Genomic DNA, 25,631 nt, shown 5'->3' with positions numbered 1-25,631 from the left:
TATTATTTTCGTGAATTATTTTAGATATCGAAAAAAATATTTTATGTGATGAAGATCCGTAATTTAACTTCCGATAAAAAGAAATTTCGAAGGGTAAAATATCTCCGAAACAACTTATTGCAAAGGAAGGTAAATCTTTGCTAAAAAACGGTTGTCTCTGTTATGTTTAGCATCGGTTTAATTACTCAGGAGTATAGGGCAGTAGCTCACCATATGGATCGTCACCGACGTCATTTCACTATCAGGCCGTATCAAGCCTGTCAGATTGGCACTTTTTGCCACAAATTTTCTCTGCATATCGCTTCAACGCCTGAGATCCTCAGCGCGCAGTTTGGTCATTCCTTAAGCAGGAGCTTGTCATGGAATTATTAATGGACCCGCAGATTTGGGTGGGTTTGCTCACGCTTGTCGTTCTCGAAATTGTTCTGGGTATTGATAACCTGGTCTTCATTGCGATCCTGGCTGATAAGCTGCCGCCAAAACAGCGAGATAAAGCGCGTTTAATCGGTTTGTCACTGGCACTGGTTATGCGCCTGGGCTTGTTGTCCGTGATTTCGTGGATGGTGACGCTTACTAAGCCGCTATTTACGGTAATGGACTACTCGTTCTCGGGGCGCGATCTGATCATGCTGCTGGGGGGGATTTTCCTCTTGTTCAAGGCCACGACAGAGCTGCATGAGCGGCTGGAAAACCGTGAACATGATACCGGCCAGGCAAAAGGGTATGCGAGTTTTTGGGTTGTTGTGACGCAGATTGTCATCCTCGACGCGGTGTTCTCGCTGGATGCCGTTATTACGGCGGTCGGTATGGTCAACCATCTGCCGGTGATGATGGCGGCGGTCGTGATTGCTATGGCCGTGATGCTGCTGGCTTCTAAGCCGCTGACACGATTTGTGAACCAACATCCGACGGTGGTGGTGCTGTGTCTGAGCTTCCTGTTAATGATCGGTCTGAGTCTGGTTGCCGAAGGGTTTGGCTTCCATATTCCGAAAGGCTATCTGTATGCGGCGATTGGCTTCTCAATCATCATTGAGTTGTTTAACCAGATTGCCCGTCGGAACTTTATTCGCCACCAGTCGACGCTGCCGCTGCGTGCGCGCACTGCCGATGCAATCCTGCGTCTGATGGGGGGTAAAAGTCAGGCCAGCGCGCAGATGGAATCCGACAACCCGGTGCCGGTTCCCGTCCCGGAAGGCGCATTTGTGGAAGAAGAACGCTATATGATCAACGGCGTCCTTTCTCTGGCGTCGCGTTCATTACGCGGCATTATGACGCCTCGTGGCGAAATTAGCTGGGTTGATGCAGACCTGAGCGTGGAGGAAATTCGCGAGCAATTGCTCTCGTCACCACACAGCCTGTTCCCGGTGTGTCGTGGCGAACTGGATGAAATCATCGGTATTGTGCGTGCTAAAGAGCTGCTGGTCGCGCTGGAAGACGGTGTGGATGTGGCGGCCATTGCCTCTGCGTCTCCGGCTATTATTGTCCCGGAAACGCTGGATCCTATCAATCTGTTAGGTGTTCTGCGACGCGCCCGCGGCAGCTTTGTTATCGTCACTAACGAGTTTGGTGTAGTCCAGGGTCTGGTCACGCCGTTGGACGTATTAGAAGCTATTGCCGGTGAATTCCCGGATGCCGATGAAACGCCTGAAATTATTGCTGATGCAGGCGGTTGGTTGGTGAAAGGTGGTACCGATCTGCATGCGTTGCAACAGGCGCTGGACGTGGATACGTTAGTGAATGAAGATGAAGACATCGCCACGGTGGCAGGTTTAGTCATTGCTGCTAACGGCCATATTCCACGCGTAGGTGATGTTATCGATGTTGCACCGTTGAGCATTACGATTGTCGAAGCCAATGACTATCGTGTGGATTTAGTTCGCATTGTTAAAGAACAACCCGCTCACGACGAAGACGAGTAAGCGGGGTTAGCGAAACGGCATAACGTGCATACTGTGTCGCCCGTTATGCCGGGCGGGCGGCGGCGTGCTGCCCGCCAGCCATTTGGGAAAATCGCGCAGCGGCATCGGCTTTGCATACAAAAAGCCTTGCAATAAATGTACGCCGTGTCGGCGTAAATGCTGTGCCTGCGCCTGTGTTTCAACGCCTTCCGCCACCAGTTCGATATTCAGTTTTTTCCCCAAAGCGATAATGATGTCTGTGACGGTTGAGTTCACGGCGTCTGTCCCGATTGCCGAGGTAAATGATTTATCTATCTTCAGCACATCCGGGCGAAGCTTTTCCAGCCAGGAGAGCGAGCTGTTGCCGGTGCCGAAATCGTCAATTGCCAGCTTTACGCCAAGCCGATTTAACTCGCGCACGACCCGATAATCCACATCCAGTAACGCATCGCGCTCGGTGAGTTCGATAACCAACTGCTGAATAGGGTGCTGGCTGAACCAGTACTGGTTGAGATCTTTTAGCAGCGTACCGTTACGAAAATGGCTGGCGGCAACATTTATCCCAATATGAAACTGGCTGCTCATCGGGAATACGTGCCGTTGCTGAATGGTTTCTGCGATGACATGACGGGTAAGCGGCACAATCAGGTTGTGCTCCTCTGCGATGGGAATAAACACTTCGGGAGAGATCCAACCCTGGCGCGGGTTATTCCAGCGTAAAAGGATTTCCACTCCCATACATTGCTGGGTTTGCGCATTAAGTAGCGGCTGGCAAAACAGCTCGAATTCCCGTGCAGCAAGGGCCAGATTTATCTCCCAGGAGAAGCTCATTCTGCTGGCGGTCGCCAGCCATGCCAGGTAGCCCACTAAAAAACTTAGGATCACCGCCAGCGGCAGTTGTGTTGGTAGATGTTTTATAGCCAGTTCGCTGGCACCCGGACCGGTGACGCTGATAGTAAAGGGGAAATGTTGCGATGAGAGCTGGTAGCGTTTTTCATTATCCAGTTCAGGTAGCGTATCGACAACACCCTGTCCATATAGCAAATGGCGATTACCGACGGTTAAGCTGGCATGGGTAATTTGCGGTGGCTGGGGTTCAAGCAACATGGACGATAATAAATCAATATTCACGATTTCCAGCACGCCATCTGAACCATCGGCAGATGCTGGATACCATTGCGTCAGGATCGGACTGCCCTTAATCAACGAATGGTCGGTAGACAGCAGCAATTGCGGCTCCCGACTGGGTAATTCAGGCTCCAGTTGGCGAATAGGCACATTGCGATAGCCAAAAATGCTGGAACAATAAAGGACCCCGCTCTGAATCAGGCTGATAGAACGTACCGTTTGCAGTCTGGCTGCATGCTTACTCAGAGGTAAACGCGCGACTGAGCAGGGAAGCCCAATCAGCGGTAGCAGTACATCGCGTCCGGTCTGTAGGGGCAAAAGCACGTCATCCAACTCTTCAACGGCGTGGTTGGCAAAGGTAACGGTATTGCGATGATTTAAATTACGCTCCGAAATAAATCGGACAGTTAATGTGAGAATGAGCGTCAGTAGTGCACATAGTGTGCAGACGATTAAGCGATTCCGGCGATAGTTCTTGATGATCCTTTGCGCTGTTTGCATGCGGGCCGCCCGATAAGCCGTTGGTCACAGTAGCCAACAGCAACAGAGCAAGTGTAGTGGGGAAAATTACGCCAGACGAGGGAGAGGGGGCAAATTCGCCCATCCGTCGCAGATGGGCGAAAAATAAGTATTAGTCACATTGAACTTTGATTGCCAGGCCACCGCGTGACGTTTCACGGTATTTGGCGTTCATGTCTTTACCTGTTTCGTACATGGTCTCAATGACTTTATCCAGCGAGACGCGCGGAGCGCTGGTACGGCGCATTGCCATACGCGCAGCGTTGATCGCCTTCACTGACGCAATGGCATTACGTTCGATGCACGGAACCTGTACCTGTCCCGCCACCGGATCGCAGGTTAAGCCGAGGTTATGTTCCATGCCGATTTCAGCAGCAACACACACCTGCTCAGGGCTCGCGCCTAACAGTTCAGCCAGACCCGCGGCAGCCATGGAACAGGCTACGCCCACTTCACCCTGACAACCCACTTCTGCACCAGAGATAGACGCGTTCATTTTATACAACGCGCCAATCGCGCCGGCCGCCAGGAAATAACGGGTATAGATATCCGGGCTAACGGACTCGATGAAATGATCGTAATAGGCCAGTACCGCAGGCACGATACCGCAGGCACCGTTGGTTGGCGCAGTAACTACGCGACCACCCGCGGCGTTTTCTTCGTTAACGGCCAGCGCGAACATGTTCACCCAGTCGATCACGTTCATCGGATCGTTGGACAGCTTATCGCTGGAAACCAGCATACGACGCAGGGCTGAAGCACGACGAGGAACGCGCAGCGGACCCGGCAGCACGCCTTCGGTGTTCATACCACGATCGATACAAGCCTGCATGGTTTGCCAGACGTTACCAAAGTACTCTTCAATCTCTTTTTTACTGTGCAGAGCAAGTTCGTTCTGCATCGCCATGCCAGAGAGAGACAGGCCGGTGCTGTTGCAGTATTCCAGCATTTCAGTGGCGGATTTGAACGGATAAGGCACACTGACCTCGCCCGCGGCATCCTGACCAAAATGTTCTTCATCAACGATGAATCCACCGCCGATAGAGTAGTAGGTTTTGCTGTAAATGACGGTTTCGCCACTGTACGCGTGGATCTGCATTCCGTTTTCATGCAGCGGCAGGTTGCCGTTGTGAAAACGCATTCCGTCATTCTGCGGGAAATCCACTTCGTGTTGGCCCTGCGCAAGCAGCAGGCGTCCACGCGTTTCAACGTCGCGGATAAATCCGGGGATGCTGTCAATATCTACGGTAGCAGGCTCATTGCCCGCCAGACCCATAATAATGGCGATATCGGTATGGTGACCTTTACCCGTGAGCGACAGTGAACCATACACGTCGACGGCGACACGAGTAACGCTGTCCAGTAATCCTTTTTCGACCAGGTCATCGACGAACTGTTTACCCGCCTTCATAGGCCCTACGGTATGGGAAGATGAGGGACCAATCCCCACCTTAAACATGTCGAATAGACTAATCACGATAATACTCCTACAGGGCGACTGGGGTTTCCAGTAACGATGTTATAACTGCGCATAGTGTAAGAGGGAACGCGGCGATCGGCTTAACTATTCACATGAATTAAACTAATAGATAACCGCGGTTTTACTAATGTTGTGACCTGAGTTTCAAGTTGTCTATGGTGTGCGTAAAGATAAGTATAGTCAGGGCTTGACGCCAATTTGCAGCGCCAGCTCACGAATTATTCCGGCGGTCATTCCCCAGACGAAATATTGCTCATACCAGGAAAGCCATACACGATGTGAATCGCCGCGACGGTAGATATCCAGCGGATGATAACGACCTAAATGCAGGGCTTGTGCCAGCGGCATTTCAAACACGGCGGAAACTTCATCAACACTTGCGCGATATGGCAAATTTGGCGGGATAATGCCTACCACCGGCGTGACCTGGAAACCGGTCACGCTGTCCACCGGCGGCAGAACGCCAATCACCTCCACGCAGGATGGTGGGATCGCCACTTCTTCCTGCGCTTCGCGAAGGGCGGCGGCAATTAACGAGGCATCGCTGCTATCCACCGCGCCGCCGGGAAAGGCGACCTGTCCGGCGTGCTTGCGCAGATGAACGGAACGCTGAGTTAACAGTAACCCCGGCTGTGCACGACGCACGACGGGGATCAGTACGGCGGCCTGACGCTGGTTTAACGCAGTATGATTAACCTGCGGGCGCAGGAGTTGAAAGCGCGATAAAAAATCATCAAGCGTCAGGCTGCTGTATTCCACGTGTCAGTTCTCCAGTTGGTGCAAAATACGATTCACTTTATCAAATGTTTCCTGATACTCCGCATCTTCCTGGCTGTCCGCCACAATGCCACCGCCAGCGGAACAATAAATGCGTCCGTTGGTGGCTGTCAGCGTGCGAATGGTGATGCTGGTATCCATATTGCCGCAAAAGCTCAGATAGCCAATGCTACCGCACCAGGCGTTGCGTCTTTGCGGTTCCAGTTCGTCAATAATTTCCATTGCCCGCACTTTTGGCGCACCGGTAATAGAGCCGCCGGGGAAGGCGGCGCGCAGCAGGTCAGTGGCGTGCAATGATTCTGGCAGACGCGCAGTAATGGTGCTGACCAAATGATGAACGGCAGGGAACGGTTCGACAACGAACAGTTCCGGAACCTGTACCGAACCGGGTTCGGCAACGCGGCCGATATCATTACGCATTAAATCGACGATCATCAGGTTTTCCGCCTGATCCTTTGGGGAGTTCGCCAGTGATTGAGCCTGCAGACGATCGGCATCGGCATCTTCAAGTCTGGGCAGCGTGCCTTTAATCGGGCGCGTCTGGATGTGCTGGTTTTCCAGCAGAATAAAACGTTCAGGTGAAAGGCTGAGAATCGCCCCTTCCTCAAGACGTATAAACGCACTGAACGGGGCGCGGTTCGCATGGTTGAGACGTACAAACGCCAACCACTCATCTCCTTGATAATGCGCCTGAAAACGCTGGGCAAGATTGACCTGATAGCAATCGCCGCTGTGCAGATAACGCTGCACCTGACGGAACTTTTCACCATACTGCGCGCGGGTCATGTTGGACTGCCACGAGGATGTTAACGAAAACGGTTCGCGCACGGGTATCTGTTGATTTTCCAGCCAACGGCGTCGTGCCTGTACATCGGAGTGGCTAAGTAGCGACACCCTTTGCAACTGATGATCGACAATCAGCGCCCAATCGTAAATGCCAACCGCCATGTCCGGTAGCGTGATATCCTGTTCGGCTTCCGTTGGCAGAGATTCAAAACGACGGCCTAAGTCATAACCGAACAGACCCAATGCGCCTCCCTGGAAGGGAAAATCGGGATTATAATCGGGCTGAATAGTCAGCGATGTCAGCGCCGAACGTAAAACCGTCATAGGATCATCAACCGTTTGCATAGTGCCGTGATGGTCATGCACAACGGTCTCTTCTGCATGTGTGACCAGCGTGGTAATGGGGTCGGCGACCAGAATATCAAAGCGATTATGCGGATGGTCGGCGTGGCCTGAATGCAAAAGCATTGCCCAGGGCTGGTGGCTTAATGTGGCAAAATAGTGCTCAGCGGCGTCCAGACGCCAGGGGAGTGTGATTACAGCGGGAGATAACGTCTTCATCAGTCCTGACTCGTTGCTACTTCACTGGCTATGTGCCGGGTAGCATGAAATAATTAGCGCTAATAATTTAGCAGGAGTTCACCATGATTGCAGGTTTACCTTCACTCACGCACGATCAGCAGCAACAGGCGGTTGAACGCATTCATGAACTGATATCCCAGGGGATGAGCAGTGGCGAGGCGATTACGAAAGTGGCTGCTGAATTACGCGCCAGCCATACCGGCGAGCGGATCGTGGCGCGTTTTGAAGATGAAGACGAATAACGCCGCTTATACCGCAGCGATAATCTTAATTTCAACTTTGTATTTCGGGTTCATTAACCCGGCCTGAACGGTACAACGTACCGGCGCGTGACCAGCAACAACCCATGCGTCCCAGGCTTTGTTCATGGCGGCAAAATCATTTTTGTCCGCCAGGAACAGGGTGGCATCAAGAATACGTGACTTGCTGCTGCCCTGTTTTTCCAGCACCGCATCAATTTGCGCCAGCGTATTTGCCGTTTGCTCAAAGGCGTCGGCATCCAGATTTTCCGGTACGCCGGTGTAATACAACGTGTTGTTGTGGATAACCACGTCGGACCAACGCGCTTCGGCATCAATGCGCACAATCGTCATAAATCATTCCTCATTTACGTTTTTTCATAATGGCTTCGGGTTGCGCCAAGACTGCCATAATGTTGTGTCCACGTCACCTCTTCAACTGGCGAAAGAGCCGCTGGCCTGACATAATCCCTGTTCAAATGAACAGGGGGCAGTGTGACGGACGATTTTGCAGCAGACGGTCAGTTGGCTAAAGCGATACCCGGTTTTAAACCGCGTGAACCACAGCGGCAGATGGCCTTCGCCGTCAGCCATGCTATCGAAAAATCACAGCCGCTTGTTGTCGAAGCCGGAACAGGAACAGGTAAAACCTACGCTTATCTTGCCCCCGCGCTGCGTGCCGGAAAGAAAGTGATCGTCTCCACGGGCTCGAAGGCGTTGCAGGATCAGCTATACAGCCGCGATTTACCCACAGTAGCGAAGGCTCTGGAATTCACGGGTAAACTGGCGCTACTGAAAGGGCGTTCAAACTATCTGTGTCTTGAGCGTCTCGAACAACAGGCGCTGGCGGGCGGTGACCTGCCGGTACAGACTTTAAGTGACGTCATTCTGCTACGCTCCTGGTCAAATCAAACCCTTGATGGAGACATCAGCACCTGCGTCAGCGTGGCGGAAGACTCTCAGGCCTGGCCGCTGGTGACGAGCACAAATGATAATTGCCTTGGGAGCGACTGCCCGCTGTACAAAGAGTGCTTTGTCGTTAAAGCGCGCAAGAAGGCGATGGATGCGGATGTCGTCGTGGTAAACCACCATCTGTTTCTCGCTGATATGGTGGTGAAAGAGAGTGGGTTTGGCGAGCTGATCCCGGAAGCTGAAGTGATGATCTTCGATGAAGCGCATCAGTTACCGGATATCGCCAGCCAGTATTTTGGTCAATCGCTCTCCAGTCGCCAACTGCTGGATCTGGCGAAAGACATCACCATTGCCTATCGCACCGAGCTGAAAGACACTCAGCAGCTTCAAAAATGCGCCGACCGACTGGCGCAAAGCGCGCAGGACTTCCGCCTGCAGCTGGGCGAGCCGGGCTATCGAGGAAACTTGCGGGAACTGCTGGCCGACCCGCGCGTTCAGCGCGCGTTTTTGTTGCTCGATGACACGCTGGAGCTGTGTTACGACGTGGCGAAACTGTCTCTCGGACGTTCCGCTTTGCTGGATGCCGCGTTTGAACGTGCCACGCTTTACCGTACTCGTCTGAAGCGCCTGAAAGAGATCAACCAGCCAGGTTTCAGCTACTGGTATGAATGCACCTCGCGCCATTTCACCCTTGCGCTGACGCCGCTCACGGTGGCGGATAAATTCAAAGAAGTGATGGACCAGAAGCCGGGCTGCTGGATTTTTACCTCCGCGACGCTGTCGGTAAACGATGATCTTCATCATTTCACCGCGCGGCTGGGTATTGAAGATGCCGAGTCGATGCTGCTGCCAAGCCCATTTGATTACACCCGCCAGGCGCTGCTGTGCGTGCCGCGTAATCTCCCGCAAACCAACCAACCGGGAGCGGCGCGTCAGCTGGCATCCATGCTGCGTCCCATTATCGAAGCGAACAACGGTCGCTGCTTTATGCTGTGTACCTCGCACGCGATGATGCGCGATCTGGCGGAACAATTCCGCGCCACCATGACCCTTCCCGTGCTGCTGCAGGGCGAAACCAGTAAAGGGCAACTGTTACAGCAGTTTGTCAGCGCAGGTAATGCGTTACTGGTTGCCACCAGCAGCTTCTGGGAAGGGGTGGACGTGCGTGGCGATACGTTGTCGCTGGTGATTATTGATAAACTGCCGTTCACCTCGCCGGACGATCCGCTGTTAAAAGCGAGGATGGAGGACTGCCGTTTGCGCGGCGGCGATCCGTTTGAAGACGTTCAGTTGCCGGATGCGGTAATCACCCTGAAACAGGGCGTGGGGCGTCTGATTCGTGACGCCGACGACCGCGGGGTGCTGGTGATTTGCGACAACCGTCTGGTGATGCGACCTTATGGTGCCACTTTCCTGGCAAGCCTTCCGCCTGCGCCGCGGACGCGTGATATTGCTCGCGCTGTTCGTTTTCTTGCCATACCAACGACTGAGTAATTTGTTACGGAGTGTGGTAAGATGCGCGCCAAATTTATTGACCTGATCACAAACACCCATGCGAATTCTGGCTATCGATACCGCCACAGAGGCGTGCTCTGTTGCCCTGTGGAATGACGGTACTACCAAGGCTCATTTCGAGCTTTGCCCACGAGAACACACCCAACGAATTTTACCAATGGTCGAGGAAATCCTGGCCGCTGGCGGTCTCACGTTAACCGATATCGACGCTCTGGCGTTTGGTCGCGGTCCTGGCAGTTTCACCGGTGTACGTATTGGGATTGGCATTGCTCAGGGGCTGGCGTTAGGCGCGAATTTACCGATGATCGGCATTTCCACCCTGGCAACAATGGCGCAGGGAGCCTGGCGTAAGTCGGGCGCGACCCGCGTACTGGCCGCGATCGACGCGCGAATGGGCGAAGTCTATTGGGCCGAATACCTGCGTGATGAGCACGGCAACTGGCACGGTGAAGAAACCGAAGCGGTGCTAACCCCCGAGCAGGTGCATGCGCGTTTACTGCAACTGTCTGGCGAGTGGGTAACGGTCGGAACAGGCTGGCCTGCCTGGCCTGAGCTCGGTAAAGACAGCGGTCTGACGCTGAGCGATGGCGACGTTTTGCTTCCGGCGGCTGAAGATATGCTGCCTGTTGCCACGCAAATGCTGGCTGCCGGTAAGACCGTGGCGGTTGAACATGCGGAACCGGTTTATTTACGTAACACCGTGGCATGGAAGAAACTTCCCGGTAAAGAATGAATCTTAGTAGTACATCCCTGGTCAATTCGCACAGCCGTCAGTGCGCAGCATGGTGAATTGGTCGGGGCAGAAGCTAAGAAAAGGGAGTCGCAATATGGCGGTGCAAAAGCAGTTATTGAAAGGTGTGTTGGCGGGCGCATTCGCGTTAATGCTTAGCGGTTGTGTCACCATCCCGGACGCGATTAAAGGTTCGAGCCCTACGCCGCAGCAGGATCTGGTCCGGGTGATGAATGCGCCACAGCTGTATGTCGGACAGGAAGCGCGTTTCGGCGGTAAAGTGGTGGATATTCAGAACCAGCAGGGGAAATCCCGTCTGGAAATTGCCACTGTTCTTCTTGATAGCGGGGCGCGACCGGTGCTGGGCGAAGCCTCCCGCGGGCGAATTTATGCTGATGTAAATGGTTTCCTCGACCCGGTGGACTTCCGCGGTCAACTGGTTACCGTCGTCGGTCCGATTACCGGTACTGTGGATGGAAAAATCGGTAATACACCGTATAAATTCATGCTGATGCAGGTAACTGGCTATAAACGCTGGCATATTACTCAGCAAATTGTTATGCCGCCTCAGCCGATCGACCCCTGGTTCTACGGTGCGCGTGGCTGGCCTTACGGTGGCTACGGCGGATGGGGATGGTACAATCCCGGCCCGGCACAGGTTCAGACCATAGTAACTGAGTAACTCTTTGTTTTATGAGTAAAAGAAACAGCGGCTCGTCCGCTGTTTCTGCATTAACGTGGATATAAGAAAAATAAATAGTGACGTGCTTCGCAACCTTGTCGTTGTGTAATAAACAAACTGGTACGCTGAGTTAATATTATGTTAACAGTTTGTTTATTGCCTGGGGTTGTGATGACGACGAATACGCATTTTAGAGGTGATGTATTGAAAAAGGTTTGGCTTAACCGTTATCCCGCTGGTGTTCCTGCGGAGATCAATCCTGACCGTTATCAATCCCTGGTGGAACTCTTTGAACACTCAGTAAGACGGTATGCCGATCAGCCCGCGTTTGTAAACATGGGGGAGGTGATGACCTTCCGCAAGCTTGAAGAGCGTAGCCGGGCATTTGCGGCCTATTTGCAACAGGGACTCGGGCTGAAGAAGGGCGATCGCGTCGCATTGATGATGCCGAACCTGCTGCAATATCCGGTCGCACTGTTTGGGATTTTACGTGCCGGCATGATCGTCGTGAACGTGAACCCGCTGTACACGCCTCGCGAGCTGGAACATCAGCTCAACGACAGCGGCGCGTCGGCGATTGTCATCGTGTCTAACTTTGCCCACACGCTGGAAAAAGTCGTCGACAAAACGTCGGTGCAACACGTGATCCTGACGCGTATGGGGGATCAGCTGTCGACCGCCAAAGGGACCTTGGTTAACTTTGTCGTCAAGTATATCAAGCGTCTGGTACCGAAATATCACCTGCCGGATGCCATCTCTTTTCGTAGCGCGCTGCAAAACGGTTATCGCATGCAATATGTGAAACCCGAAGTAGTATCGGAAGATCTGGCGTTCCTGCAATATACCGGGGGGACTACCGGTGTGGCTAAGGGCGCGATGCTTACGCACCGTAACATGCTGGCTAACCTTGAGCAGGTTAACGCCACGTATGGCCCGTTGCTGCATCCGGGTAAAGAACTGGTGGTGACGGCCCTACCGCTGTATCACATATTTGCGCTGACGATGAACTGTCTGCTGTTTATTGAGCTGGGCGGTCAAAACCTGCTGATTACCAACCCGCGTGATATTCCGGGACTGGTAAAAGAGCTGGCGAAGTATCCGTTCACCGCCATGACCGGCGTCAACACGCTGTTTAACGCGCTGCTGAATAACAAAGAGTTCCAACAACTGGACTTCTCGTCACTGCACCTTTCGGCTGGCGGCGGGATGCCGGTTCAACAGGCGGTAGCTGAACGTTGGGTAAAGCTGACCGGTCAGTATCTGCTGGAAGGCTATGGCCTGACGGAGTGTGCCCCTCTGGTGAGCGTCAACCCTCATGATATCGACTACCACAGCGGCAGTATCGGGTTACCGGTTCCTTCCACCGAGGTCAAACTGGTGGATGACGACGATAACGAAGTGCCGCCGGGAGAACCGGGCGAACTGTGCGTGAAAGGTCCGCAAGTGATGCTGGGCTACTGGCAGCGACCAGACGCCACCGACGAAATCGTTAAAGACGGCTGGCTGCACACCGGCGATATTGCGGTGATGGATGATGAAGGCTTCCTGCGTATTGTCGATCGTAAGAAAGATATGATCCTGGTGTCCGGCTTCAACGTCTATCCAAATGAAATTGAAGACGTGGTTATGCAACATCCTGGCGTACAGGAAGTGGCTGCGGTCGGCGTTCCGTCGGGCAGCAGCGGTGAAGCGGTGAAAATTTTCGTGGTGAAGAAAGATGCCTCGTTAACTGATGAGGTGCTTATCACTTTCTGCCGTCGTCACCTGACGGGCTATAAAGTACCGAAGCTGGTGGAGTTTCGCGACGAATTGCCGAAATCTAACGTCGGTAAAATTTTGCGACGAGAATTACGTGACGAAGCGCGCGCCAAAGTGGACAATAAAGGCTGAGCGTTAAGTCAGCCAGCAGAAAACGCCGGGTAAACCGGCGTTTTTTTTGGCGCAAACCTAAGAGAGCACGATTTGAATTATCAAATGATCACCACGGACGACGCGTTAGCCACGCTGTGCGAAGCCGTCCGTGAATTTCCGGCGATAGCCCTGGATACCGAATTTGTTCGCACACGTACCTATTATCCGCAGTTGGGGCTGATCCAACTCTTTGATGGCAAACACGTTGCTCTGATTGATCCACTAGGGATCACCGACTGGTCGCCCCTGCGCGATATTCTGCGTGATACCGCCATCACCAAATTCCTGCATGCGGGAAGTGAAGACCTTGAAGTGTTTCTCAACGCTTTTGGCGAACTTCCGCAGCCGTTAATTGACACACAAATCCTGGCTGCGTTTTGCGGTCGTCCGCTGTCGTGGGGCTTCGCCTCGATGGTGGAAGAGTTTACGGGGGTGGCGCTCGACAAAAGCGAATCGCGTACCGACTGGCTGGCCAGACCGCTGACCGAGCGTCAGTGCGAATACGCGGCGGCTGACGTCTGGTATCTGTTACCGATCACCACAAAACTGATGGCTGAAACCGAAGCCAGCGGCTGGCTGCCAGCCGCGCTGGACGAATGCCGGTTAATGCAACAGCGTCGCCAGGAGATTCTGGCGCCAGAAGACGCCTGGCGTGACATCACCAACGCATGGCAACTGCGCACCCGTCAGCTAGCCTGCCTGCAATTGCTTGTCGACTGGCGACTGCGTAAAGCACGCGAGCGCGATCTGGCGGTAAACTTCGTGGTGCGTGAAGAGCACCTGTGGGCGGTGGCGCGTTATATGCCGGGCAGCCTGGGTGAACTGGATAGCCTGGGTCTTTCCGGGAGCGAAATTCGTTTCCACGGTAAAACGCTGATCGCCCTGGTGGAAAAGGCACAGGCTTTACCGGAAGAGTCGCTGCCGCAGCCGCTGCTGAATTTGATGGATATGCCAGGGTATCGCAAGGCGTTCAAAGCCATCAAAGCGCTGGTTGCCGAGGTGAGTGCGGAACATAATCTCAGCGTCGAACTGCTTGCTTCGCGTCGCCAGATCAACCAGTTGCTCAACTGGCACTGGAAATTAAAGCCGCAGCAATCCCTGCCTGAGCTGGTTTCCGGCTGGCGTGGCGAATTGATGTCCGATCGCCTCAACGCGCTGCTGCAGGAATACCCGCAGTAAGTCACCAGGCTCGCCGGGTCGCGCGTTTGCTGACCCGGCCTGCGCAACGCTACAGATCGAGCACCAGGCGCTTACCTTTGGCGCGCGAGCAGCAGATGAGCATGCTTTGCTGGCTGGCTTTTTCGTCGTCGCTGAAATACTGATCGCGGTGATCCGCTTCCCCTTCCAGAATCGTCGTTTCGCAGGTGCCGCAAACACCTTCCCGGCACAGGCACTCAACCCGGGCGGCTTTGTTATTTTCGATAACCTGCAAAATGGTCATCTCTTCCGGGACCACAAACTCGCGCCCGGAACGCGCCAGCACCAGAGTGAAGGCGTCGCCGCCTTTCTCTTCCACGGCAAATTGTTCGAAATGTAGCGTATTGCTGTCCAGCCCAAGGCGGGAAGCCGCTTCTCTGACAGCATCGTTGAGCACCGCAGGGCCACAGGTATAGATATGCGTGCCGGGTTCAACATCTGCCAGCAGACGGGCTAAATCGAGGCGGGTGCCTGCGTTCGACAGGTGCAGATGAATGCGATCGGCGCTGGGGTGTTGCATGAGTTCGTCATGAAACGCGCAGGTCTCCTGGCTGGGAGAGCAATAGTGCAGTTGCCATTGCATCTGAGATTGTTCCAGCTCCGGGAGTTGCGATAAAAACGGTGTGATGCCGATACCTCCGGCAATCAACAGATGTTTTTGCGCCTGAGGGGCGAGGGCGAAGAGATTATTTGGTGTGGAGATCGTGAGCGTGTCGCCGGGCTTCACGTTTTGATGCAGGTATCGTGAGCCGCCTTTGGACGCTTCCTCCAGGCGTACGGCAATTTTATAGGCGCGCGTATCGCGTGGTGAACTCATCAGCGAGTACGCATTGCTGTACAGGTTCTCGCCATCGCGCATCTGCACGATAATATGGCTGCCACCCTGAAACGCAGGCAACGGCTGGCCTGAGGTCGCCGTTAAGGTGAAGCATTTTACCTGCGCGGTAATCGTCTCAATCCGGCTGACCCGGACTTCTTGCATTTGATAATCAGACATTGCGGCCTCCCTAAAAAATCTGTCCGACGCGCCTCAGCGACGCGCCGGAACCTGTCGTAAAAGCCCCGGGTTATTCCTGAAAAACCTGGGCGACCAGATTATGAAAATGGGCAATGCCATGCTCGGAGATGCCGCTGCCGCTGGTGTCCGCCATAATGCGTCCCTGGCCGCGATACCCGCGCGATTTCAGCCCTTTTTGTACGCTTTCAACCAGACGTAAATCTTCAGGACGAAAGACGTTGCGATACCATTCGATCAGTTGTTTCTGCTCTTCGGTCAGCTCTTCGTTGGTGAAGTAGATGTCATAGTTTTGCAGCGTGGTTTCCGCATCTACCGGGAATTCGTAGATAACGGTCATCATGCCTTTGATTGGCGTCACGTTGAGCATGGTGCACGGCCACAGCCAGAAACCGTGGAAGGCGGCATCAACCCCTTCTTCGAACTTAAATGACTGCTCTGAAGGTTTGGCGAAACCGTATTGCAGCGTCCAGTTGCCGTGCATGGTATGCCAGTAACGGTCAACCTGGACCGAGTCGGAAAAACCTGGATGGGCCGGACCGCAGTGGTAGCACTCCAGATAGTTATCGACGATATTCTTCCAGTTGGCTGGGGTACGGGTAGTAAAACGTGCAGCAAGTTTCAGGTCATGCACGTCTGGGCAGGCTTCGATAACTTTGTCTGCAAGACCAGGGAGTTGTTCTTCCACGCTGCCCGCGTTCGGATCCATGTTTATAAACACGAATCCGGCATATTCTTCCAGGTGTACCGGTGTAAGTTGCGCTTTTTCGCTGTCGAAGTTGGCGACGTTTTCGCAGTTACGCGCATGCGCCAGATTGCCGTCAAGTTTGAATGCCCATGCGTGGTAAGGGCAGGTAATCACATTTTTCGCTTTCCCCTCGCCGCTCAACAGCTGATGACCGCGATGCGGGCAGACGTTGTAGAATGCCCGCAGCACGTTATCGCGCCCACGTTCCAGCACGATATTCTCGCCAATCACTTCTCGGGTAACATAATCATTGGGTTTCGCCAGTTCGCTACTGTGGGCGACGCAAATCCAGCTTTTAGCGAACACCTTTTCTTGTTCGTGTTCGAAAGCCTGATGGTCGGTATAAAACCGGGCCGGGATAGTCCAGGCATCCTGCGGGTTGGCACAGAAATTTTGCGGCAGAATAAACTCAGGGCTCAGATTGCTCATTGGAATACCTTTAATTTGTGAGTAAGAGGATTTTTGTACTGGCGCTTAATTGTCGCCTTTGAGTAGTGTCCCGGCCGGTGGCGCGACCGGGACGTCAACTGGCGCTTCGGGAATATGACTTTCAATTTGATGCGCAGGAACGTGGGCATAGTCCTGCCGTACCCAGCGCAGAAAACCGCCAACCTTCACCAACAGGATGGCGAGGAATGGAAGAGCGGTCAGAACCACCGTGGTCTTCATGGTTTCCAGGGACGCGCCGGTGAACAAAATTGATAATGGGATCAGGGTGATAACCACGCACCAGAACAGACGAAGACTGCGCTGCGGATCTTCCCCTTCCTGCAGGTTGCGCGTGCTGGTAGCCGCCATGGTGTAGGCCACAGCATCCATGTGTGAGGCGAGGAATATAATCATGATCGCCAGATACGCCACCAGAAACAGTTTCCCGGCAGGCAACGACATCAACACTTGCTGTACGGCCGTCTCACCGCCCAGCGTCGCCATAACCTGCGGTACGTCGATCACGCCGTTCACAAACTGGTGAATGGAGTAGCTTTCCATCACGCCAAAGAAGAACCAGCAGCCAACAGTGCTACCGAGGATTAATGCCCAGATAACCTCTTTGATTTTGCGACCACGGGATACGCGAGTGACAAACATTGCCACGCCCGGCGTGTAGGAGATCCACCACAGCCAGTAGAACACTGTCCAGTTACGGGTGAACTCACCGTTGCCAAGCGGGTCGGTGAAGAGGCTCATTTGCAAAAAGTTTTGTGTCGTCAGGCCGATGGCGTTGATGATGTTATTGGTGATGAATTCGGTCGGGCCGACGATCAGCACCAGCAGCGGCAGTAAAAATGCCCCCCAGCCGACCATTTTGCTCAGACGTTGCAAACCGTTATTGATGCCAATCCAGGAGCTCAGGCAGAAAATGCCGCCAGAGAACAGGATCACAAACGCCTGCACCGTGAAGTTATCCGGTAACCCCGTCAGGGCAGACAAACCGCGGGTAAAGGTGGCTGCGGTGACGACCAGAGAGATAGTTAACGCGCCAACTGTCGCGATCAGGAACATCAGGTCAACCAGGCGACCCCAGACGCCCTGCGGATGCACGCCGGTAATGGCGGCGATAATCCCGGACAGGCTCAGTCCTTTGTTTTTACGCACATGGAAGTGGTAGGCCATGGTTAATGAGGCCAACGTGTAGGTCGCCCATGCGCTGATCCCCCAATGGAAAAAGGAGTAGGGCAGGCTGTATTCCAGCGCTTTTTGCGAGTGCGGCGCGATATTCAGACCCGGGGTCTGGTAATAATAGGCCCACTCAGCAACGCCCCAGTAGAGCGTGGAGGAGCCTAATCCAGCGCAAATAAACATAAACAGCCAGGAGAGCGTGCTGTATTCCGCTTTACCTTCTCCCAGACGGATGTTGCCGTATTTGCTGGTAGCCAGCCAGACGACCAGACCCATAGCCATCAGAACGAGGATCTGCACGGCGGAACCCAGCATCCGGGTAACGCCGTTAAAAAGGGTATTTGCGACTTGTGCAGACTGCTGAGGGAAGAGACTAAGTGTGGCGGCGATGAAAAGAATAGCCACCAGGCTGATGGCTATCAGCGGCATGTCTTTTTTCTTGACGTTGCTCAACATGGGATCTCCTGGGCACAGTTGCCCGCGTATGGCATTAGCCTGTCGTTGTTATCATGCTGTAGGGGTAGAATGAGTTACTTTATATTTAACAATTTTATTATTTGTTCTTTACATGAATTAAACAATTACCCGATGCGTGAAGCAATAAAACACGGAACGGAAATAATAAAAGGTGAATTAGCGCAGGTTATTGGCTCCACAAAACGCATAAAAAAGCCGCGTCAGTGACGCGGCTCATATTTCGTGGTTTGACCTCTAACGTAGTGCCTGACAGATGGCTTCTCCCACCTGTTGCGTGGTGGCGCAGCCTTTCATATCCGGCGTTTTCGGGCCACTGGCAATAACGTGCTCAATTGCCGCCAGAATACCGTCGTGGGCAGCCTTATAGTTGGCATCACCCTTGCCAAGGAAGTCCAGCATCATGGCGCCAGCCCAGATAGTGGCAATCGGGTTGGCGATGTTTTTTCCGTAAATATCGGGGGCCGAACCATGCACCGGCTCGAACAGGGACGGGAAGGTGCGTTCCGGGTTTAAGTTGGCAGAAGGCGCGATGCCAATCGTCCCGGTACAGGCCGGACCCAGATCGGAGAGGATGTCGCCGAACAGGTTGGAAGCAACCACAACGTCAAAGCGCTCCGGCTGCATCACAAAGCGGGCGCACAGTATATCGATATGCTGTTTATCCCAACGGATCTCAGGATAGTTAGCCGCCATTGCTTCAACACGCTCGTCCCAGTAAGGCATGCTGATGGCCAGACCATTGGATTTGGTCGCCGAGGTCAGGGTTTTGCGCGGGCGGTTTTGCGCCAGCTCGAAGGCGTAACGCAATATACGATCTACGCCGCGACGGGTGAAGACCGACTCCTGGATAACCACCTCGTGTTCCGTCCCTTCACTCACGCGTCCGCCGAGAGAAGAGTATTCTCCCTCGGTGTTCTCGCGTACGACGTAGAAATCAATGTCGCCTGGCTGCTTGCCCGCCAGTGGGCAAGGGACTCCCGGGAACAGGCGTACCGGACGCAGGTTGACGTACTGGTCGAATTCACGGCGAAACTTAAGCAGCGAGCCCCATAAAGAGATGTGGTCCGGTACGGTGTCCGGCCAGCCAACGGCGCCAAAATAGATAGCATCAAAGGATTGCAACTGCTCATGCCAGTCATCCGGCATCATTTTGCCGTGATGGGTGTAGTACTCGCAGCTGGCCCATTCCATTTGCTCAAAGCTGAGCGACAACCCCCAACGCTCGGCGGCTGCCTGTAACACATGAATGCCTTCAGGCAGCACTTCTTTACCAATGCCATCTCCGGGGATAGCGGCAATACGACAGGTTTTCTTCATAGCAGCTCTCACTTGTACGCCATCAAAATTGACTTTCCCCTTATCCTATAATTGACTGATTAAGAGTTAATCCCCCTAACTGGTGAAACATAAAACACAGATCATGAATAATCTGCCGCTGCTAAATGATTTACGCGTCTTTATGCTGGTTGCCCGTCGGGCAGGATTTGCCGCCGTTGCCGTGGAACTGGGTGTATCACCGGCTTTTATAAGTAAGCGAGTAGCCCTGCTGGAGCAGACGCTGAACGTGGTGCTGCTGCACCGGACAACGCGGCGTGTAACCATCACGGAAGAGGGGGAGCGGATCTACGAATGGGCGCAGCGGATCCTGCAGGATGTCGATCAGATGATGGACGAGTTGTCGGATGCCAGGCAGATCCCGCAGGGGATGCTACGTATTATTAGTAGCTTTGGCTTTGGCCGTCGGGTGGTGGCTCCGGCGCTGTCTGCGCTGGCAAAAGCGTACCCGCAGCTAGAACTGAGGTTCGATGTTGAAGACCGCCTGGTGGATATGGTGAATGAGGGCGTCGATCTTGATATTCGTATCGGGGATGATATCGCGCCGAACCTGATTGCCCGTAAGCTGGCGACTAACTACCGTATTCTGTGTGCCTCGCCGGAATTTGTGGCGCAGCACGGGACGCCGAAGCAACTCAACGATCTCTCCACTTTTCCTTGTCTGGTTATCAAAGAGCGCGACCATCCGTTTGGCATCTGGCAAATGCGTAATAAAGAGGGTGCTCACTCAATTAAAGTTACGGGGCCTCTGTCGTCTAATCATGGCGAAGTGGTACATCAGTGGTGTCTTGATGGGCAGGGAATTGCCCTGCGTTCGTGGTGGGACGTTTGCGACAACATTGCCGGTGGACATCTGGTACACGTATTGCCCGAGTATTATCAACCAGCAAATATATGGGCGGTTTATGTTTCTCGGCTGGCGACGTCGGCAAAAATCCGTATTACGGTTGAGTATTTGCGCCGCTATTTTGCCGAAAACTATCCAAAGTTTACTTTGGAATAAATCCGCAACAGCTGGCAAGAAACTGAAAATAAAAAAGGCAGAATAATCTGCCTTTTTTGCAACTATAACTCACTGAGCAAAGCCGTTATTTAGACTCTTCAGCTTCAGGTAATGTCACGTTAAGTTCGAGGATAGAAATATCGCCGTCTTTTTGTTCAAGCTGTACGGTGACCATTTCGGGATCAATTTGTACATACTTGCAGATAACCTCGAGAATATCTTTCCTCAGTTGCGGTAAATAATGTGGCTCGGCGTCACTACGACGACGTTCCGCAACAATAATCTGCAGTCGCTCTTTAGCGATGTTCGCTGTGCTCTTTTTCCGCGAGAGAAAAAAATCCAGTAATGCCATAACTTATCCTCCGAACAGGCGTTTGAGGAAACCTTTCTTCTCTTCTTCAATGAAGCGGAAAGGACGTTCTTCTCCCAACAGACGGTCTACGGTATCAGCATAGGCTTTACCGGCATCAGCATTGATGTCGAGAATAACCGGCTCACCCTGGTTAGACGCGCGCAGGACTGACTGATCTTCAGGAATCACGCCAACCAGCTTGATTCGCAGAATTTCCAGTACGTCTTCCATGCTCAGCATGTCACCTTTATTTACGCGGCCGGGGTTGTAGCGCGTCAGCAACAAATGCTCTTTAATCGGATCTTCACCGTTTTCCGCACGACGAGATTTCGACGCCAGAATACCCAGAATACGGTCAGAGTCACGTACAGAGGAGACTTCCGGGTTAGTGGTGATAATCGCTTCATCGGCAAAATACAGGGCCATCAGCGCGCCGGTTTCAATACCCGCTGGGGAGTCGCAGACGATGAAATCGAATTCCATCGTTTTCAGGTCGTCCAGAACTTTCGCGACGCCTTCACGCGTCAGCGCGTCTTTATCGCGAGTCTGTGAGGCCGGAAGAATAAAGAGATTTTCGGTACGCTTATCTTTGATTAACGCCTGATTTAACGACGCATCGCCCTGAATAACGTTGACGAAGTCGTAAACGACGCGGCGTTCACAACCCATAATCAGATCGAGGTTACGCAGGCCGATATCAAAATCAATAACGACAGTTTTCTTTCCCTTCTGGGCCAAACCTGTAGCGATGGCCGCGCTGGAGGTGGTTTTGCCAACGCCCCCTTTACCCGAAGTAACAACAATAATGCGTGCCATAGAAATTCCTTGTTAAAAAGGGATTAATTCAACGGTTGAACTGTCAAAGCGTTCTCTGCTAATTGCAGACGGGCCGCTTTGCCATAAAATTCTGCTGGGATTTTATCACTCAGCCAATAAACACCTGCGATAGACACCAGTTCTGCCGTCAGATGGGTACAAAAAATTTGCGCTTCACGATCGCCGCTTGCACCTGCCAGCGCACGGCCTCTCATCATTCCATAAACATGAATATTGCCATCAGCGATAAGCTCTGCGCCCGCACTGACGTGGCTTGTAACAATCAGATCACATTGTGGAGCATAAATGCGCTGACCGGAACGAACCGGCACATTTATTAATCGTGTTTTTGTGATGGGAGTAACGTTTTGCGGCAAAGCGACGGGAGCCGGGACCTCAACAGGCGCAGGACGAATAGTTTTTTCTTTACCTTCAGTCAGTAAAGGAAGACCCATTTCGTCGATTTCTGCCTTTAGTCTGGCGTCTTTGCATCCGCTAACGCCAATAATGCGCAATCCGGTAGACGCGACAACTTTCTGCAGCGCTGACCAGTTTACCGGGCTTTCAAGACCACTCACGTTAACCACCACGGGAGCATGTTTTAAAAAAGCCGGTGCCTGCGCGATTTTGTCTTCCAACGCCTGACGAATAACCTCGGGTTCTGCTTCATGTAAATGAACCACTGATAAGGTGAAGCTACTGCCTTTAAGCTCGATTGGCGTGTTTGACATCCTGGCCTTACTCAATTTGCTATTTATCATCCCCAGCGCGGGGTGATATTCCGAAGACTATAAGGCATGTTATAGTCAGTATTATATTGAGGCAAGCCACCATTCCGTGAATTCAGAGTAAAAGATATGTTTTGTGTGATCTACCGAAGCAGCAAACGTGACCAGACCTATTTATATGTCGAAAAAAAAGACGATTTCTCGCGCGTTCCTGAAGAACTGATGAGAGGATTTGGTCAGCCGACGCTGGCAATGATGTTACCGCTTGATGGGCGTAAAAAATTAGTTAATGCCGATCTTGAAAAAGTAAAACAGGCCCTGACCGAGCAGGGCTATTATTTACAAATACCCCCGCCGCCAGAAGATTTACTTAAACAGCATCTGGCAGCGGCAAAACAAAATACACCAGACGCTAAACGTTAAACTGCATCCGGCAGCAGCACGTTCCATCGATGCAGTACCTGAAATCTATGACTACGTTAGGGGAAAGTAATGTATCAACATCACAACTGGCATGGTGCTCTGCTGGATTATCCGGTGAGTAAGGTGGTTTGCGTAGGGAGTAACTATGCCAACCATATTAAAGAGATGGGTGGAACTACCCCGGAAGAACCGGTTCTGTTTATTAAACCGGAAACCGCGCTGTGCGATTTGCGCCAGCCGCTGGTGATCCCATCTGATATGGGGTCTGTCCACCATGAAGTTGAGCTGGCTGTGCTGATTGGCGCGACCCTGCGGCAAGCGACAGAAGATCATGTGCGTAAAGCCATCGCCGGTTATGGTGTCGCGCTGGATCTGACCCTGCGCGATATTCAGGGCAAAATGAAGAAGGCGGGGCAGCCATGGGAAAAAGCGAAGGGTTTTGATAACTCTTGCCCGCTGTCTGGATTTATTCCGGTGGCGGAATTTAACGGCGATCCGCAGGATACGATGCTTGGATTAACGGTCAACGGTGAAACTCGCCAGCACGGCTCCACGGCGGACATGATCCATCACATCGTTCCCTTGATTGCTTATATGAGCCGTTTCTTTACCCTCAAAGCGGGCGATGTGGTGCTAACGGGAACGCCAGCAGGCGTGGGACCTTTAAGCAGCGGCGACGAACTGGCCATCAGTTTTCACGGTCAAACGCTAACAACCCGCGTGCTGTAATCTCTGCTTGCCGCCTTTTCGGGCGGCAAAACTTGCATCAGCGTGCCAGACTGGTTATAAGGTGCAGCTTTATTGCAATAGCGGAAACCCTGATGAGCGACATACCTTTCTGGCAAAGTAAAACCCTTGATGAAATGACCGATGCCGAGTGGGAGTCATTATGTGACGGGTGCGGTCAATGCTGCCTGCATAAGCTGATGGATGAAGACACAGACGAAATCTACTTTACCAACGTCGCCTGTCGTCAGCTCAACATTAAAACCTGCCAGTGTCGTAATTACGAACGTCGATTCGAGTACGAGCCTGACTGCATCAAACTGACGCGTGATAATCTGCCGACTTTTGAATGGTTGCCGATGACCTGCGCCTATCGTCTGCTCGCAGAAGGAAAAGGGCTGCCGGAGTGGCACCCGTTGCTGACAGGATCAAAAGCGGCGATGCACGGTGAACGTATCTCAGTTCGTCATATTGCGGTGAAAGAGTCGGAAGTGCGTGACTGGCAGGATCATATCCTGAACAAACCTTCATGGGCTGATTAACGTCATGAGGTTAAAGGATTTTATGTCTACTTATTTTGAGCATGGGGCATCTGTGGGGCATTGCCTCCCAAATTAGCGTTCAATATTGCCAGTTGGTTGTCATTGTTGTCTGACATCCATTTACCGTAAACGCTGTAAACCATCTGTGCCGACGTATGACCCATTTGAGCTGCAATGAAGTTGGGGTTGGTTCCCGCGCTTAATGCCCAGCAAGCATATGTGTGTCGAGACTCATATGACTTGCGGTGAGGAATCCCGCTCCTTCTTAATATGTTGTTCCACGTTCCTGAGAATGACCCGGGCGAGTACCATTCATCTCCTTTACCATTCCTGGCTGTTAGCCTGGGAACAAAAAAAAATGTGCATTCATCCCGGCGAGTTCTGCCAAACTCTCTGAGGTGAACGTCTATCTGATGTTGTTTTCCCATTCTGGTATAAGCCATCTGGATTTTTAGTGCCTCGATAGCCCTGTCACCAACAAACAGGACTACGTGCGGTACCGGGTAGATGGAAACAGCCTTGTTGAAGGGCAGCCGACAAAGGCGAAGAAGTTCGAGTTGCTGTATATCAGGAACCGCTTCCAGGCCAATGAGCGCGCCTTGCGTGAGTGCCGCCGACTTATCTACTCCCGCATGACGATGTCTGTCACAGCGCTCGCTGACGGAGAATGGGTGAATAACGGGGATATGGTCCAGGTGCCAGATACATACGACACCAATCAGCAGGCTGGCTACATCGTGTCGCGTACCGGTAATGACTTTGAAACCAATGAGAGGATCACCTTCTCCGGATCGATGTTCGTTCAGATAACCGACTCGATGGGGGCGACTACGGCGCGCTATCCAGCATCACCACGCGCAGACACGCCATTCGGATTCACTGCTGAAATTCCCGCTATCACTCTCAACCTTTATGACGGCTTCGACGTTCAGTCACCTTCGCGATACGCAATTGCTACCTCAGAGGCGCTTGATTCCGGGCGATGGACTGTCACTGCTAAGCAACCAGATGGAAAGGGGAGTACCGCATTAACTCTCGCTGAGTACAGCGACAAGATCTACGAATAGAACACCAACTTTCACAGCACAACCCGGCCATAGCGCCGGGTTTTTTATGGAAATAATATGGCTACGGAACCAACTCAAGATGCAGTACCGAGTGAATCGCCTCGCAACCTGAAGTTCAACGCAGGGAAAATTGACGAGTTCGTTACCTCTCAAGGATGGACCTATACCGATCGCTTTGGCAATAAACATTACACGATTGAAGGTATCAATTACCTCGCTCAACAAGTTATGAACGCCTTTGGGTATGTCACGCTTTCTGGAGTGACATTTACCACGGGGGCCACGGTATCTACTCCAAACGAAGTTCTGTTCAATCCAGCTGATAACTCATATTACAAATGGACCGGTTCATTCGCTAGTGGGCCTAAAGTGGTGCCGGAAAATTAAACACCTGAGTCTACGGGTGGCATTGGACCAGGGGCG

Annotated in this window: 26 protein-coding genes and 1 pseudogene; 14 read left to right on the top strand and 13 right to left on the bottom strand. The window is 52.7% G+C overall.

The genetic code is table 11. The features are described from left to right. Positions 1 to 162: 162 nt before the first annotated feature. Positions 163 to 372, top strand: a complete 210-nt coding sequence (locus N0B36_RS24430; RefSeq protein ID WP_049040522.1) for a protein YoaL — start codon at positions 163 to 165, stop codon at positions 370 to 372. Continuing rightward, positions 360 to 1,919, top strand: a complete 1,560-nt coding sequence (gene yoaE, locus N0B36_RS06700; RefSeq protein ID WP_016153393.1) for a CNNM family cation transport protein YoaE — start codon at positions 360 to 362, stop codon at positions 1,917 to 1,919. Before N0B36_RS24430 ends, yoaE begins: the two co-directional genes overlap by 13 nt. A gap of 6 nt (positions 1,920 to 1,925) precedes the next feature. On the opposite strand, the gene N0B36_RS06695 is transcribed toward yoaE, so the two are convergent. The 4 genes from N0B36_RS06695 to pabB form a co-directional block, all read right to left on the bottom strand. After that, positions 1,926 to 3,527: an EAL domain-containing protein gene (locus N0B36_RS06695; RefSeq protein WP_019076975.1), complete on the bottom strand. Its 1,602-nt coding sequence runs from the start codon at positions 3,525 to 3,527 to the stop codon at positions 1,926 to 1,928. A gap of 130 nt (positions 3,528 to 3,657) precedes the next feature. After that, positions 3,658 to 5,022 (bottom strand): L-serine ammonia-lyase, encoded by a 1,365-nt coding sequence (gene sdaA, locus N0B36_RS06690; RefSeq protein ID WP_016153391.1) that lies wholly within the window; start codon positions 5,020 to 5,022, stop codon positions 3,658 to 3,660. A gap of 183 nt (positions 5,023 to 5,205) precedes the next feature. After that, positions 5,206 to 5,784, bottom strand: a complete 579-nt coding sequence (locus tag N0B36_RS06685; RefSeq protein WP_016153390.1) for a CoA pyrophosphatase — start codon at positions 5,782 to 5,784, stop codon at positions 5,206 to 5,208. A 3-nt stretch (positions 5,785 to 5,787) separates the two neighbouring features. Continuing rightward, the gene (gene pabB / locus N0B36_RS06680; protein WP_186336862.1) at positions 5,788 to 7,149 is read right to left on the bottom strand and encodes an aminodeoxychorismate synthase component 1; all 1,362 of its coding nucleotides are present in this window, start codon (positions 7,147 to 7,149) and stop codon (positions 5,788 to 5,790) included. 83 nt (positions 7,150 to 7,232) lie between these two features. On the opposite strand from pabB, the gene N0B36_RS06675 reads away from it, so the two are divergent. After that, a complete protein-coding gene (locus tag N0B36_RS06675; protein WP_016153388.1) occupies positions 7,233 to 7,412 on the top strand; it encodes a YoaH family protein in 180 nt (59 codons plus the stop codon). A gap of 6 nt (positions 7,413 to 7,418) precedes the next feature. Here N0B36_RS06675 and N0B36_RS06670 read toward each other — a convergent pair whose 3' ends face one another. Continuing rightward, positions 7,419 to 7,763: a RidA family protein gene (locus tag N0B36_RS06670; protein WP_016153387.1), complete on the bottom strand. Its 345-nt coding sequence runs from the start codon at positions 7,761 to 7,763 to the stop codon at positions 7,419 to 7,421. A 141-nt stretch (positions 7,764 to 7,904) separates the two neighbouring features. On the opposite strand from N0B36_RS06670, the gene N0B36_RS06665 reads away from it, so the two are divergent. From N0B36_RS06665 to rnd, 5 genes are all read left to right on the top strand, one after another. Then, on the top strand, positions 7,905 to 9,815 hold the full coding sequence (locus tag N0B36_RS06665; protein ID WP_047500616.1) for an ATP-dependent DNA helicase: 1,911 nt from the start codon (positions 7,905 to 7,907) through the stop codon (positions 9,813 to 9,815). A 58-nt stretch (positions 9,816 to 9,873) separates the two neighbouring features. After that, on the top strand, positions 9,874 to 10,569 hold the full coding sequence (tsaB, locus tag N0B36_RS06660) for a tRNA (adenosine(37)-N6)-threonylcarbamoyltransferase complex dimerization subunit type 1 TsaB (RefSeq protein ID WP_259686217.1): 696 nt from the start codon (positions 9,874 to 9,876) through the stop codon (positions 10,567 to 10,569). A gap of 94 nt (positions 10,570 to 10,663) precedes the next feature. Continuing rightward, positions 10,664 to 11,248, top strand: coding sequence for a Slp family lipoprotein (locus tag N0B36_RS06655; protein ID WP_259686216.1), 585 nt, complete (start codon positions 10,664 to 10,666; stop codon positions 11,246 to 11,248). 204 nt (positions 11,249 to 11,452) lie between these two features. Then, a complete protein-coding gene (gene fadD / locus N0B36_RS06650; protein ID WP_141875278.1) occupies positions 11,453 to 13,138 on the top strand; it encodes a long-chain-fatty-acid--CoA ligase FadD in 1,686 nt (561 codons plus the stop codon). An 84-nt stretch (positions 13,139 to 13,222) separates the two neighbouring features. After that, entirely contained in the window at positions 13,223 to 14,338 is a 1,116-nt protein-coding gene (gene rnd, locus N0B36_RS06645; protein ID WP_259687138.1) for a ribonuclease D, read from the top strand. Between the two features lie 49 nt (positions 14,339 to 14,387). Here rnd and N0B36_RS06640 read toward each other — a convergent pair whose 3' ends face one another. From N0B36_RS06640 to N0B36_RS06625, 4 genes are all read right to left on the bottom strand, one after another. Then, entirely contained in the window at positions 14,388 to 15,353 is a 966-nt protein-coding gene (locus N0B36_RS06640; protein WP_200047021.1) for a PDR/VanB family oxidoreductase, read from the bottom strand. A gap of 70 nt (positions 15,354 to 15,423) precedes the next feature. Beyond that, positions 15,424 to 16,548, bottom strand: coding sequence for a carnitine monooxygenase, oxygenase subunit YeaW (gene yeaW, locus N0B36_RS06635; RefSeq protein WP_259686215.1), 1,125 nt, complete (start codon positions 16,546 to 16,548; stop codon positions 15,424 to 15,426). A 45-nt stretch (positions 16,549 to 16,593) separates the two neighbouring features. Continuing rightward, on the bottom strand, positions 16,594 to 18,195 hold the full coding sequence (locus tag N0B36_RS06630; RefSeq protein WP_016153380.1) for a BCCT family transporter: 1,602 nt from the start codon (positions 18,193 to 18,195) through the stop codon (positions 16,594 to 16,596). Between the two features lie 255 nt (positions 18,196 to 18,450). Continuing rightward, positions 18,451 to 19,533: a tartrate dehydrogenase gene (locus N0B36_RS06625; RefSeq protein ID WP_065554710.1), complete on the bottom strand. Its 1,083-nt coding sequence runs from the start codon at positions 19,531 to 19,533 to the stop codon at positions 18,451 to 18,453. 103 nt (positions 19,534 to 19,636) lie between these two features. Here N0B36_RS06625 and N0B36_RS06620 point away from each other — a divergent pair, with 103 nt between their 5' ends. After that, positions 19,637 to 20,554, top strand: a complete 918-nt coding sequence (locus tag N0B36_RS06620) for a LysR family transcriptional regulator (RefSeq protein ID WP_049282150.1) — start codon at positions 19,637 to 19,639, stop codon at positions 20,552 to 20,554. An 85-nt stretch (positions 20,555 to 20,639) separates the two neighbouring features. Here the strand turns inward: N0B36_RS06620 and minE are convergent, their stop codons facing one another. From minE to minC, 3 genes are read right to left on the bottom strand one after another with little or no spacing between them, the layout of a single operon-like run. Further along, positions 20,640 to 20,906, bottom strand: a complete 267-nt coding sequence (gene minE, locus N0B36_RS06615) for a cell division topological specificity factor MinE (RefSeq protein ID WP_001185666.1) — start codon at positions 20,904 to 20,906, stop codon at positions 20,640 to 20,642. Positions 20,907 to 20,909: 3 nt separating this feature from the next. Next, entirely contained in the window at positions 20,910 to 21,722 is an 813-nt protein-coding gene (minD, locus tag N0B36_RS06610; protein ID WP_003020956.1) for a septum site-determining protein MinD, read from the bottom strand. A 23-nt stretch (positions 21,723 to 21,745) separates the two neighbouring features. Next, positions 21,746 to 22,453, bottom strand: coding sequence for a septum site-determining protein MinC (gene minC, locus N0B36_RS06605; protein ID WP_259686209.1), 708 nt, complete (start codon positions 22,451 to 22,453; stop codon positions 21,746 to 21,748). A 126-nt stretch (positions 22,454 to 22,579) separates the two neighbouring features. Here minC and N0B36_RS06600 point away from each other — a divergent pair, with 126 nt between their 5' ends. From N0B36_RS06600 to N0B36_RS06590, 3 genes are all read left to right on the top strand, one after another. After that, positions 22,580 to 22,873 (top strand): YcgL domain-containing protein, encoded by a 294-nt coding sequence (locus N0B36_RS06600; RefSeq protein WP_016153375.1) that lies wholly within the window; start codon positions 22,580 to 22,582, stop codon positions 22,871 to 22,873. 69 nt (positions 22,874 to 22,942) lie between these two features. Beyond that, entirely contained in the window at positions 22,943 to 23,602 is a 660-nt protein-coding gene (locus N0B36_RS06595; RefSeq protein WP_016156786.1) for a fumarylacetoacetate hydrolase family protein, read from the top strand. A gap of 92 nt (positions 23,603 to 23,694) precedes the next feature. After that, positions 23,695 to 24,141 carry a YcgN family cysteine cluster protein gene (locus tag N0B36_RS06590; protein ID WP_016153373.1) on the top strand — a complete coding sequence of 149 codons (447 nt, stop codon included), beginning with the start codon at positions 23,695 to 23,697 and terminating at the stop codon, positions 24,139 to 24,141. Positions 24,142 to 24,167: 26 nt separating this feature from the next. Here the strand turns inward: N0B36_RS06590 and N0B36_RS06585 are convergent. Next, positions 24,168 to 24,608, bottom strand: a pseudogene (locus tag N0B36_RS06585) (site-specific integrase); the annotation flags it as partial. 24 nt (positions 24,609 to 24,632) lie between these two features. Between N0B36_RS06585 and N0B36_RS06580 the strand changes: the two are divergent. Continuing rightward, positions 24,633 to 25,208: a host specificity factor TipJ family phage tail protein gene (locus tag N0B36_RS06580; protein WP_259686208.1), complete on the top strand. Its 576-nt coding sequence runs from the start codon at positions 24,633 to 24,635 to the stop codon at positions 25,206 to 25,208. Between the two features lie 57 nt (positions 25,209 to 25,265). Further along, positions 25,266 to 25,595, top strand: coding sequence for a hypothetical protein (locus tag N0B36_RS06575; protein WP_235117145.1), 330 nt, complete (start codon positions 25,266 to 25,268; stop codon positions 25,593 to 25,595). The last annotated feature ends 36 nt before the right edge of the window (positions 25,596 to 25,631 follow it).

Origin of the sequence: Citrobacter sp. XY323 (assembly GCF_025106035.1) — a bacterium.
GTDB classification, from domain to species: Bacteria; Pseudomonadota; Gammaproteobacteria; order Enterobacterales; family Enterobacteriaceae; genus Citrobacter; species Citrobacter braakii.
This window is presented reverse-complemented; position numbering and strand designations above follow the sequence as displayed.